General features: G+C 68.8%; 12 protein-coding genes. 6 read left to right on the top strand and 6 right to left on the bottom strand.

Features of this window, described 5'->3' with window-relative positions; translation table 11 throughout:
• Positions 1-50 precede the first annotated feature (50 nt).
• A complete protein-coding gene (locus RF701_RS04855) occupies positions 51-1,166 on the bottom strand; it encodes an NAD-dependent epimerase/dehydratase family protein (protein WP_308814257.1) in 1,116 nt (371 codons plus the stop codon).
• A 220-nt stretch (positions 1,167-1,386) separates the two neighbouring features.
• Here RF701_RS04855 and RF701_RS04860 point away from each other — a divergent pair, with 220 nt between their 5' ends.
• Genes RF701_RS04860 through RF701_RS04870 form a run of 3 tightly spaced genes read left to right on the top strand, consistent with a single transcriptional unit; the run spans position 1,387 to position 3,697 of the window.
• Positions 1,387-1,992 carry a histidine phosphatase family protein gene (locus RF701_RS04860; protein WP_308814258.1) on the top strand — a complete coding sequence of 202 codons (606 nt, stop codon included), beginning with the start codon at positions 1,387-1,389 and terminating at the stop codon, positions 1,990-1,992.
• On the top strand, positions 1,989-2,783 hold the full coding sequence (locus RF701_RS04865; protein ID WP_308814259.1) for a TIGR04290 family methyltransferase: 795 nt from the start codon (positions 1,989-1,991) through the stop codon (positions 2,781-2,783). Before RF701_RS04860 ends, RF701_RS04865 begins: the two co-directional genes overlap by 4 nt.
• The gene (locus RF701_RS04870) at positions 2,780-3,697 is read left to right on the top strand and encodes a beta-xylosidase (RefSeq protein ID WP_308814260.1); all 918 of its coding nucleotides are present in this window, start codon (positions 2,780-2,782) and stop codon (positions 3,695-3,697) included. The genes RF701_RS04865 and RF701_RS04870 overlap by 4 nt, the downstream gene beginning before the upstream one ends.
• On the opposite strand, the gene RF701_RS04875 is transcribed toward RF701_RS04870, so the two are convergent.
• Positions 3,658-4,194 (bottom strand): DUF1003 domain-containing protein, encoded by a 537-nt coding sequence (locus RF701_RS04875; protein ID WP_203310901.1) that lies wholly within the window; start codon positions 4,192-4,194, stop codon positions 3,658-3,660. The genes RF701_RS04870 and RF701_RS04875 overlap by 40 nt on opposite strands.
• Positions 4,195-4,246: 52 nt before the next feature.
• Here RF701_RS04875 and RF701_RS04880 point away from each other — a divergent pair, with 52 nt between their 5' ends.
• From RF701_RS04880 to RF701_RS04890, 3 genes are read left to right on the top strand one after another with little or no spacing between them, the layout of a single operon-like run.
• A complete protein-coding gene (locus RF701_RS04880; RefSeq protein ID WP_308814261.1) occupies positions 4,247-5,191 on the top strand; it encodes a zinc-binding dehydrogenase in 945 nt (314 codons plus the stop codon).
• A 46-nt stretch (positions 5,192-5,237) separates the two neighbouring features.
• Positions 5,238-6,215 carry a Gfo/Idh/MocA family oxidoreductase gene (locus RF701_RS04885; RefSeq protein ID WP_308814262.1) on the top strand — a complete coding sequence of 326 codons (978 nt, stop codon included), beginning with the start codon at positions 5,238-5,240 and terminating at the stop codon, positions 6,213-6,215.
• A 7-nt stretch (positions 6,216-6,222) separates the two neighbouring features.
• Complete coding sequence (locus RF701_RS04890) at positions 6,223-7,662, top strand: phospholipase D-like domain-containing protein (protein ID WP_308814263.1); 1,440 nt, start codon at positions 6,223-6,225, stop codon at positions 7,660-7,662.
• Positions 7,663-7,779: 117 nt separating this feature from the next.
• Here RF701_RS04890 and RF701_RS04895 read toward each other — a convergent pair whose 3' ends face one another.
• From RF701_RS04895 to RF701_RS04910, 4 genes are read right to left on the bottom strand one after another with little or no spacing between them, the layout of a single operon-like run.
• Positions 7,780-8,271: a nucleoside deaminase gene (locus tag RF701_RS04895; protein WP_308814264.1), complete on the bottom strand. Its 492-nt coding sequence runs from the start codon at positions 8,269-8,271 to the stop codon at positions 7,780-7,782.
• A gap of 42 nt (positions 8,272-8,313) precedes the next feature.
• Positions 8,314-9,645: an AarF/ABC1/UbiB kinase family protein gene (locus RF701_RS04900; RefSeq protein WP_308814265.1), complete on the bottom strand. Its 1,332-nt coding sequence runs from the start codon at positions 9,643-9,645 to the stop codon at positions 8,314-8,316.
• 46 nt (positions 9,646-9,691) lie between these two features.
• On the bottom strand, positions 9,692-11,038 hold the full coding sequence (locus RF701_RS04905; protein WP_308814266.1) for an ATP-binding protein: 1,347 nt from the start codon (positions 11,036-11,038) through the stop codon (positions 9,692-9,694).
• Positions 11,022-11,699, bottom strand: coding sequence for a response regulator transcription factor (locus RF701_RS04910; protein ID WP_308814267.1), 678 nt, complete (start codon positions 11,697-11,699; stop codon positions 11,022-11,024). The genes RF701_RS04905 and RF701_RS04910 overlap by 17 nt, the downstream gene beginning before the upstream one ends.
• Between the last annotated feature and the right edge of the window lie 47 nt (positions 11,700-11,746).

The following is an 11,746-nucleotide window of genomic DNA, read 5'->3' on the forward strand; positions in this document are numbered from 1 at the left end:
GGCGTTCACGCAAGCGTCCGGAGCCTGGCGGCGGATCGTAGCGCACGCCCTCACGCGACCAATCCTCTCTTCTCGAGCTCGGCGCGTGCCTGCCCTACCCTGTCCTCCGCCGTCTGCGCCCCGACCCATTCGGCCAGCTCGGCGAGACCGGCGATGAAGTCCGCGCGCGCGGTAAACCCCAGTCGATCCGCCGCCAGCGTCGTGTCGCAGAAACAGTGGCGGATATCGCCGATCCGCGCCTTGCCGACGATGTCCGGCTGGATGTCGTTGCGGCCCATCGCCTGCGCCAGCGCCTGTGCGACTTCGGTGACCGACCGGTCGTGGCCGGAGCCGATGTTGAACGTCTCGCCCGCCGCCTGCGGCAGGACGAGTGCATCGACGAAGGCGCGGGCGACGTCGGTGACGTGGACGAAGTCGCGACGCTGCTCTCCATCCTCGAAGATCATCGGTCGCTGACCGTTGAGCAGGCGCGAGGCGAAGATCGCGAGGACGCCGGTATAGGGATTCGAGAGCGCCTGTCCCGGGCCGTAGACGTTGAACAGGCGCAGGCAGACGCCCTCGATGCCATAAGGCCGCGCCATGATGTGCGTCGTGCGCTCCTGGACATATTTGTTGAGCGCATAGATCGAGGCGAGATTGGGCCGCTTCCATTCGGGCGTCGCCACGGGCGACAGCCGCCGCCCCTCGCCGTCGACGGGATCCCAGTCGGCCATGCCGTCGCGTACCATACCGCGCTCGACATCCTCGCGCAGCGCGCCGTCAGCGTCGCGGTACAGTCCCTCGCCATAGATCGACATCGAGGATGCGGTGACGACGCGGCGGACGGGCTGATCGATCAGCCGCTCGAACAGCACCGCGGTGCCGACGTCGTTGGTGGAGGTGTACCGCTCCACCTCATACATCGACTGGCCTACGCCGACTTCCGCGGCGAGATGAACGACGCTGTCGACACCGTGCAGCGCCCGCGCGACGGTGTCGCCATCGCGGACGTCGCCGCGGATCAGTTCGACCTCGACGGACAGGAGCGGCGGACGATCGACGTCGCCGTGGACCTGGGGGATCAGACTGTCGAGCACGCGCACGCGATTGCCCCGCCGCAGCAGCTCGTCGGCGACGAAGCGGCCGATGAACCCGGCCCCGCCCGTGATCAGAACGGTCTCCGTCATGCCCCGCGCGCCTGCGCACGGAAGCGTACATTGATTGAGATAAAGGACAGCGTTGCTGCGATTGTGTCTGATCGGCTCACCAGGCGCCACTCCCATCGTGCAAAACATTTGTCACGATAACGGAACGAAGGTTCTTCTTCTTTGTTCCTAGTCACTTAGGCAACAAACCTCCTAACCGATGTCAATAACATCGATGAGGGACTCGCGGGGGGAGCGGCGGTTGACGGTCACGTTTCTGCTCATTCGACATGCGGCGCACGTCGATCTCGACAAAAGGCTGTCGGGGCGATTGACCGGCGTCCCGCTGAGTGTGGCCGGCATGGAACAGGCCGCGGCACTCGGCCGCGCCCTCGCGAATACGTCCATCGACCGGATCGAATGCAGCCCGCTGGAGCGGACGCGGCAGACGGCCGAGGCGATCGCCTCGGCCATCGGCGCTCCGGCACCGCAAGAATCGGATGCCCTCATCGAGATCGACATGGGGGATTGGACGGGCGCGTGCTTCGCCGATCTGGCCGGCCAGACGGCATGGGACCGCTGGAACACGGAGCGTGGCACCGCGCGCATTCCAGGCGGCGAGACGATGGCGGAGGCACAGGCCCGCATCGCGAGCCACATGCGCGGGATCGCCGCAACGAGTCCCGACGGCGCGACGATCGCGCTCGTCACGCATTCCGACATGATCCGTGCAGCGGTGGCGGACGTCATCGGCCTCCCGCTGTCGCAGGTCGTCCGTTTCGCGGTCGACCCCGCCTCGGTCAGCCGCGTCGCGGTGGGCGATTGGGGCGGCCATCTGCACAGCCTCAACGAAAGGATCGCCGCATGACCCCCGACACTCTGCGCGCGGAGGTAGGTCGGCTGGCCCCCTGGTTCCACAACATCGATCTCGGTCATGGCATCCGCACCGCGCCCGATCATTTCCTGGGCGACTATCCCAGCTTCAAGTTTGCGCGTTTCGCCGATGCCCTGCCCGCAGACATGACGGGCAAGAGCGTACTCGACATCGGCTGCAACGCCGGCTTCTATGCAATCGAGATGAAGCGACGCGGCGCGGCGCGCGTCCTCGGGATCGACTGCGATGACCGATATCTCGCGCAGGCCAGGCTGACGACGGATACGCTGGGATATGGCGACGTCGAACTGCGCAACCTCTCCGTCTACGACGTGGCGGCGCTGGGCGAGCGGTTCGACCTCGTCATCTTCATGGGCGTGCTCTACCACCTGCGCCACCCGCTGCTCGCGCTCGACCTGATCCGGGAGCATGTCGCCGGCGACCTGATGCTGTTCCAGACGATGCAGCAGGGCAGCGAGGCGATCGAGCCGGTGCCGGAGGACCATCCCTTCCACGTTCCCGGCACGCACCAACCGCCCGCCTATTTCGATGCGCCCGGCTATCCCAGGATGCACTTCATCGAACGCGCGTTCGCCGGCGACTGGACCAATTGGTGGGCCCCCAATGCCGCCTGCAGCCGCGCGATGCTGCGCGCCAGCGGCTTCGCGATCCTCGGCCAGCCGGAACCGGAGGTCTACCTCTGCCGCACCGCGCCCGTTCCTTACGCGGAATACGGCCCGGCGGCCGTCTATCCCGCAACCACGCCGCAGGAGGAGCCCGCATGATCGAAGCCGCGATGATCTGGAACGAACCGAACAACAAGTCGCACTGGGATCCGGAGGTCGATCCCGACTGGTCGCGCTTCGCTGATCTGGTGATCCGCGCCGGCGGCGCGATCCGCGACGTCAATCCGGCCGTCACCCGCGTGCTCGGCGGGATGAGTCCGATCGATCCGGGCTGGGTGCAAAGGATGCGGGGGCATGGCGCACTCGATGCGGTCGACGTGGTGGCCGTGCACGGCTTCCCGCTCGACTGGAACCTGTGGCCGATCCACGCCTGGCCCGACAAGATCGCGGAGATCGAGGCGGTATGCCCCGACAAGCCGATCTGGGCGACCGAGGTGGGCGTGGGTAGCTTCGGCGCGGAGGAGGTGCAGGTGTTCGGCCTGAAGCGCACCGCCGAGCTCTTGCTCGATCGCGTCCCGCGCACTTTCTGGTATTCGCTGTACGATCTGCCGCATGCCTGGGGCGCGACGACGCGACATCGCGAGGCGGAAGGGTCCAGCTATTACCGCCATTTCTACATGGGGCTGATCCGGGAGGACGGCACGCCCAAGCCTGCGCTCGACGATTATGCCGCGGTCGCCGACCGCATGGGGCTGATGCAGTGGTTCCACTTCGAGGACCCGCGCCTGGACGATGCCGTCGCCTGGATGAAGCGGCTCGGCACGAAGCAGCTGCGCACGGGTCTCAGCTGGGCGGACAGCTTCCGTCCGAACGCGGTCGACTGGTTCGATCGCCAGATGGAGGCGCTCGCCGACTTCGACGTGACCGTCACCTTCTGCTTCACGCCCGAACATCTCGGCATTCAGCCGCATCACACCAGCGCGGCGCGCGATCCGCAGGCCTTTGCGGACTTCTGTGCGTGGATGATCGATCGCTACGCCCCGTCACGGCCCGCCGCGGTCGCCGCCGAATGATCGCGCGCGTCCAGTGCGTCGAGCACCTGCTCGGGCGCGACATCGCGCTGGATCTCCTGGTCGGCGGGGTCCTCGATCGGCACGCCGACGGCCGCCGCGACCCGCGCCACGAGGCCGGCCAGCCGCGTCAGCTCGTGCTCCGCGAGGAGATTGATATGGAGGTCGAGATCGGCACGGCGATCGGCGGCGGCCGCCATGCGGTTCTGGCTGATCAGGACGAAGGTCGACAGGAAGATCGCTTCCACCGACGCCTCGGACGCGAGGATGACGAAGGTCGGATCGAACCGCGGCACCGCCGGCAGCCACCCGAGATTGGCGACGACCCACAATCCGTACACCACGAGGTGCAGCAGCACGAAGGTCATCGATCCGGTGAACGCCGTGATGCGATCGGCGACGCGCGCCGGCCATGGCGCCGCCGCCTTCTCCCGCGCCGCACGATCGGTCAACCGCGCGATGTTGGCTTGCAGCGTCGAGGTCATTCCGGGCTCGATCATGGATGATGAATTGATGTTGGATCAGATGGTTGCGCCAAGGATAAGAGCAGCGGTGTTAAGTGCCCCCGGCCAGATCGACGTGGTCGTGGCCCCGCGACCTGAGCCCGGTCCGGGGGAAGTCCGCCTGAGGCTGGAAGGCTGCGGCGTCTGCGCGTCGAACCTCGAACCCTGGGCGGGGCTGCCGTGGTTCGACTATCCCGGCGAGCCGGGGGGACTGGGGCACGAGGGCTGGGGCGTCGTCGACGCGCTCGGTAGCGGCGTCGCCGGACTGGCGGTGGGCGATCGTGTCGCCGCCCTCTCCTACCGCAGCTTCGCCGAGCATGACGTCGCGCGCGCGGACATGGTCGCGCGCCTGCCGGAGGCGCTCGCCGGCCAGCCGTTTCCCGGCGAACCGCTGGGTTGCGCATTCAACATCTTCCGCCGCAGCGCCATCGAGGCGGGCCAGTGGGTCGCGATTGTCGGCATCGGCTTCCTGGGCGCGGTGCTGACCCGGCTCGCGACCGAGGCGGGCGCGAAGGTCATTGCGATTTCGCGCCGGCAGGAGACTTTGGACCTCGCCCGTCATTATGGCGCGGCGGAGACGATCGTGATGGATGACCATTGGGCGATCATCGATCGCGTCAAGGCCCTTACCGGGGACGCCATGTGCACGCGCGTGATCGAGGCGGTCGGCAAGCAATGGCCGCTCGACCTCGCGAGCGCGCTGGTCGGGTTCGGCGGACGGCTCGTGATCGCCGGCTATCATCAGGACGGCCCGCGGCAGGTCAACATGCAGGACTGGAACTGGAAGGGCATCGACGTCGTCAACGCGCACGAACGCGATCCCGCGGTACAGATGCGCGGCCTGCGCGAGGCGATCGACGCGGTGGCGGGCGGCCGGCTCGATCCTACGCCGCTCTATACGCACCGATACCCGCTGGAGGGACTCGGCGAGGCACTGGATGCGACCCGCGACAAGCCTGGCGGCTTCGTCAAGGCGCTGGTCATGATGGCGTGACGCACCCTCGCCGCGGCGGAGGACGGATGTGTCGGAGGATCGAGCAATGAACAGGCCGCGCGTGGGCTTTCTGGGCACGGGCTGGATCGGCCGCCATCGCATGGCGGCGATGATCGCGACCGGGGCGATCGAGGCGGCAAGCGTGTGCGACCCGTCGCCCGAATGCGTCGGCGAAGCGCGGGCGGTCGCGCCCGCCGCGCGCGTCGCCGACGATTTCGACGCGATGCTGGCGCAGGATCTCGATGCCGTCGTCATCGCCACGCCGAGCGCCCTGCACGCCGCGCAATCGATACGAGCGCTGGAGGCTGGCCTCGCGGTCTTCTGCCAGAAGCCGCTGGGCCGCGACGCCGCGGAAGCGCGGGCGGTGATCGCGGCGGCGCGCGCGGCCGACCGGTTGCTCGGCGTCGACCTGTCGTATCGACATACGGCGGCGATGCAGGCGATCCGCCCGTTGATCCGCGACGGCGCGCTGGGCGAGATATTCGCGGTCGATATGACCTTCCACAATGCCTATGGCCCGGGAAAGCCATGGTTCTTCGACCGCAGGCAATCCGGCGGCGGCTGCGTCGTCGACCTGGGGGTGCATCTGGTCGATCTCGCGCTGTGGGCGCTGGCATTTCCGGAGGTCGACGACGTATCGGCCGCACTGTTCGCGAAGGGGCGCCCGCTCGGCCCGGACGGCGTGGAAGATTATGCCAGCGCGCGCTTCCGGGCGGGGGGCGCGGACGTGCGGCTCGCCTGCTCTTGGAACCTCAACGCAGGACAGGATGCGGTGATTTCTGCGCATTTCTACGGCACCGAAGGCGGCGCGGGCTTTCGCAACGTCGGCGGCTCCTTCTACGACTTCACCGCGCAGCATTTCATCGGTACGCAAGCGCGCGAACTGGCCACGTTCCCCGATCCCTGGGGCGCGCGGTCGGCGGCGGTCTGGGCACAAGCCCTTGCCGCCGATCCGCATTTCGACCCCGCGGCCGAAGATTTCGCGCGAAGCGCCGAGGTCCTCGACCGCATCTATGGACGCTGAACCGCCTATGCCCGATCCCGGCCGCTCCGTGTGGCGCAACGACCAAGCCGACCGGTTCGCGGTGGTGATCGACGCCGACCGCTATTTCGCGGTCGCGCGCGAGGCGCTGCTGCAGGCGGAGCGGCGGATCATGCTGATCGGCTGGGATTTCGATGCGCGCATCCGGCTCGCGGGCAGCGGCCAGACGCTGGAGGGGCCGGAGGTGATCGGCAAGTTCCTCTACTGGTTGGTCGAGCGCAATCCCGCGCTGGAATTGTACCTGCTGCGCTGGGACATCGGCGCGCTGAAGGGGCTGTTCCGCGGCACCACCGCCTTCACCGTGCTCAAGTGGATGCGCCACCCGCGCATCCATGTGAAGCTCGACGGCCACCATCCGACGGGATCGTCGCATCATCAGAAGATCGTCGCGATCGACGACTGCCTCGCCTTCTGCGGCGGCATCGACATGACCGCGGAACGCTGGGACACGCGATCGCATCGTGACGACGATCCCGGCCGGGAAACCCCGTCGGGCAAGCCCTACAAGCCATGGCACGACGCGACGACCGCGATCACGGGCCCGGCGGCGGCGGCGCTGGGCGAGCTCGCGCGCGAGCGGTGGCGCGTCGCGACCGGCCACGTCCTCGCCCCGATCGAAGCGAAGGGGCCGTGCTGGCCGACGTCGCTGACGCCGCTGTGCGAGGACGTGACGATCGGCATCGCGCGCACGCGCCCGGAGATGGCCGACCAGTCCGCGGTGCACGAGGTGGAGACGCTGTTCCTCGACCAGATCCGCAGCGCGCGCCGCTACATCTATTGCGAGAGCCAGTATTTCGCGTCGCGGCGCATCGCGGAGGCGATCGCGGCGCGGCTCGACGAGGCGGACGGGCCGGAGATCGTCATCGTCAATCCGGAAAGCGCACAGGGCTGGCTGGAGCCGCTGGCGATGGACACCGCACGCGCGCGGCTGGTCGAGGCGTTGCGCCGCCGCGACCGGCATGGGCGCCTGCGCCTGTACCACCCCTATACGCGCGGCGGCGCGGCGATCTATTGCCACGCCAAGATCACGGTGATCGACGACACGCAGTTGCGGATCGGGTCGGCGAACATCAACAACCGCTCGCTGCGGCTCGATACCGAATGCGACGTGGTGCTGGATGCGTCGGACAATCCGGGTCAGGATCTGGCCGCGACGATCGCGAGCGTGCGCGACGACCTGATCGCCGAACATCTCGACGTCGCGCCCGAACGCGTGTCCGCGGTCCTTGCGGAAACGGGGTCGCTGATCGAGACGATCGAGCGGCTGCGCGGGCCTGGCCGCACGCTACGGCCGTATCAGGTGCCCGATCTGCCCAAGGTCGAGAAATGGCTCGCGGACAACGAGGTGCTGGACCCCGAAGGGCCGGCCGAGATGTTCGAGCCGTTGTTCAAGCGCGGCCTCTTCCGCGGGCGGTTGCGGCGAAGCTGAAGTCAGATCGACTGAAAGCGGTACCGATCCCCTCCCCTCGCCCGGCAACCCACTCGGCATATCGTGAACGGGCGGCCGGGTGGAAGTGAGGCCGGTTCAGCTTCGCGGGATCGCATCCTAAAGATTGGCCTGCTCTTCCTTGGGCAGGTCGGCGTCGGGCGGATAATAGAGTGTCGCGCATTCCTCGCGCAGGCAGCCGCCCTCGATGACGATATCGTCGCGATAGGCGTCGGCTATGAACGACAACGTGTCGACATGTCGAGCCTCGAAATACATGGGGTGGACGTCCTCTCGGCCGGCCCCGTACACGACGCGCCCGACCTTCGACCAGATCGACGCCATCGTGCACATGCCGCACGGCTGGAGCGTCGAGTAAAGCGTCGCGCCGCGCAGCTCGAGCGCCCCCGTCGCTTCGCACGCCCGGCGGATCGCCATCATCTCCGCATGCGCCGTCGCGTCCGGCAGTTCCTCGGTCTGGTTTCGCTCGGCGCCGATGATGCGGCCGTCGAGCACGATCACCGATCCGAGCGGCGAGCTCGCCGGATCGGAGCCCTTCGACCGGGCGACCGCGATCGCCTCGCGCATCCAGCGTTCGTCTTCGTTTGTCATGGCATCACAACGCCGGGACGCGCGAAGCGCTCCGATGCGCGGTCAGCGACCGATGGCCGAGGCGGCCAGACCGCGTACGTCGACGCGTGCCTTGAGCCGGGCGGCGAGCAGCGCGGTGCCGCTCACCTTGCGCTGGACGAACAACGTCTCGACGTGCGGCACGTGCCAGGTGTCGCGGTCGGCTATCATGTCCTTCGCCTCCTCCCGCACCACCGGTACGAAGGCGCGATCGCCGAAGTCGAACGGCCCCGGCCGATTGAGCGCATCGTCGATCGCCGCGATCATCCGGTCGACCGAGGCGCGGTGCCGCGCCGCCGCCGCCGCGCCGAGGAAGCCTGTCTCGATCGCGACCTCGCGGATGCGGGCGCGGTCGCGCGCCAGTCCGGCCTCGATCAGACGGCGATAGGCAGCGACGGTGTCGCCCGGCACGTCGCGCGCCGCACCGAAATCGAGCAGGACGAGCGCGCCCGTTTCCGGCTGCCAGCGGTAATTGGCGAAGTTGGGATCGGTCTGCATCACCCCGAAGTCGAACAGCTCGCGCAGGACGAGCGTGACGAGCGCCGTCATCGCGGCGTCACGTGCGGGCTGATCCGCCTCCGCCAGCGCCTCGATCGGCCGGCCCTCGACGAAATCCATCGCGAGGACGCGGCGCGTGGTGAGCGCGGGTTCGAGCGCCGGCACGACATAGCGGGCATCCCCCGCCAGCCGATCGCGATAGCGGCGCAGCTGCTCGCCCTCGCGGGTATAGTCCGCTTCCTCCGCCAGCTGCCGTTTGGCCTCGGCGAGCAGCGGACGGATGTCGATGCTGTTCGGAAGCAGGTTGGAGACGCGCAGCAGCGTCGCGACATTGTCGACGTCGGCGTCGATACTGTCCGCAACGCCCGGATATTGCACCTTGATCGCCAGAACGCGCCCGTCGGGCATCGTCGCGCGATGAACCTGTCCGATGGAGGCGGCGGCGATCGGCGCGGCATCGAAATGACGGAAGCGGCGTCGCCAGTCCGCGCCCCATTCCTGACGCAGCACGCGGTCGAGCTGCGCGGGCGGCATGCGATAGGCCTGGTTGCGCAGCCGGGCGAGGATCGTCGACAATTCCGCCGGCAGCATGTCGCCCGCGTCCATCGAGATCATCTGGCCCAGCTTCATCGCCGCGCCGCGAAGATGCGACAGGCGATCGGCGACCCGCGCGGCATTGCCGGGGGTCAGGACGAGGTCGCTCATCCGCGGGCGCTCGCCCGCGGCGAGCCGTCGCGCCCCCTCCGCCAGCATGCCGCCCGCGACGCCGCCCGCCAGCCGGCCGAAGCCGCCAAGCCGCGCGAGGCGTCCGCTCGGCACCGCACGATGCCGCGCATTGTGTTCCATGTCGTCGCTCATGCCGGTTCAACGCGGCGAGGCGCACCCGAGGTCCGCGCGTCGGCCGTCATCGCGTGCAGATCAGCGACACCGCGCTTTCGCTATCCGCGAAGCGCAGCCTGAAGCCATGGAGATCGGCGATGGCCTTGACGAGGCTGAGGCCAAGCCCCGCGCCTTCCCGGTCGGTGCGGACACGATAGAAACGCTGCGTGACGAGCGCGCGTTCGTCGGCGGGAATACCCGCCCCGTCGTCGGCGACGGTGACGACCGGGCCCTCGCCGGAGGCGGTCAGCACGACGCGCACGGTGCCGCCAGGCGGACCGAATTTCATCGCATTGTCGATGAGGTTGGCGATGGCCTCCATCAGCAGGCTCGCATCGCCATCGACGGTGCCGACGGGTGTCAGATCGCACGCAAGCGTGATCCCGCGATCCTCCGCCAAGGGGCGATGGAGATCGCACGCGTCGTCGACGAGGGTCGCCAGATCGACCGGCGCGAAACGGCTGCGGCGTGCGTGGTCCTCCAGTTCGCGCAGGCGGAGGAGCGCGGCGACGATGCCGAGCAGGGCATCGACCTGGACCAGCGCCTGGTCGGCGACCGCGGCGAAATCCTGCGCGGTCAAGGCGTCGCGCAGGCCGCGATCGAGCCGCGCGCGAAGGCGCGTCAGCGGCGTGCGCATCTGGTGCGCGATGTCGTCGCCGACACCGCGCATGTCCGTGATCAGCAGCTGCAACCGGTCGAGCATCGTGTTGATGTGCGCGCACAACACGCCGAAGCTGTCGGGGTGCGCGGCCACCGGCAGGCGCTGCGTGAGATCGCCGGACATGATCCGCTCCGTCAGCCGCCGCACGGTGTCGACCTGGCGCGCGGCGCGGCGCCCAGCGACGAGCCCGAAGCCCAGCGCGAGCACCAGCCCCGGCACCAGCCCGAGCAGCAGCGACCGCCAGACGAGGCGCAGCGCCTCTTCGGTGTCGTCGAGGTCCACGCCCGCCAGCAGACGCATGTCTCCCGACAGGGGGCAGACGGTGACGCGCGCCTGGTCGATGCGCTTCCCCGGCAGTTCCGTCGGCGCGACGTCGGCGACGAACGATGCCCCGGCGGGCGTTTCGGCGGGCAGCCGGGCGACATTGCCCGCGATTAGCGCGCCTCTGGCGTCGAACAGGCCCAGGAACCGGTCGCGGTGGATATCGCGCGCGAGCTTCTCGCGCAGTTCCTCGCCGCGCTCTTCGGGCGGGGTGAGACGGAAGAAGGTGCAATCATCGGCGAGCGCATGTTCGATCGCCCGCCGGTGGCTGCCGTTGGCAAGCGCCCAGAAGGCGGCGGCGAGCGCCAGCGACTGCAGCATCAGCAGCGCGGCAAGCGCGCCGCCCCATCGCCATGTCGCGCGGCGGCGCGGGTCAGTGGGGAAGATCAAGGATATAACCCTGGCCGCGGACATTGCGGATCAACTGAACCTCGCCCTCGGCATCGACCTTGCGACGCAGGCGCCCGATATGCACGTCGACGACGTTGCTGTTCGGTTCGAACGTATAGCCCCAGACGTCCTGCAGCAGCATCGACCGCGTCACGATCCGGCCGGGGCGGCGCGCGAGATAGTCGAGCAGCTTGAATTCGCGTGGCAGCAGCTCGAGCGGTCGGTTGCCGCGCGTCGCGCGTCCGGCGAGCAGGTCGAGATCGAGCGGCCCGGCGATCAGGCGGGTGTCGCGGCTTTCATCCGGCCGGCGCAGCAGCGCTTCGACCCGCGCGACGAGCTCGACCAGCGCGAACGGCTTGGCCAGATAATCGTCACCCCCAGCGCGCAGGCCGCGCACGCGATCGTCCAGGCTGCCGAGCGCGCTCAGCACCAGCGCCGGCGTGCGCCGCCCCTCGCCGCGCAGCGTCTCGATCAGCACCAGCCCCTCGCCGTCGGGCAGCTGGCGGTCGACGATCAGCAGGTCGATGCCGCCGGCGCGGGCGACCGATGCCGCCTCGGCCAGCGTCCCCCGGTGCGTGACGCCATGGCCCGCCGATGTCAGCTCGAGCCGGATTTCATCGGCGGTCACCGCATCGTCCTCGATCAGCAGGATCTGGGTCATGCCCGTGCGTGTCGGCCGCCGGGCCATGTCCGTCAACCGACCATCGA

Source organism: Sphingomonas sp. GV3 (genome assembly GCF_031082075.1).
GTDB lineage: Bacteria > Pseudomonadota > Alphaproteobacteria > Sphingomonadales > Sphingomonadaceae > Sphingomonas > Sphingomonas beigongshangi.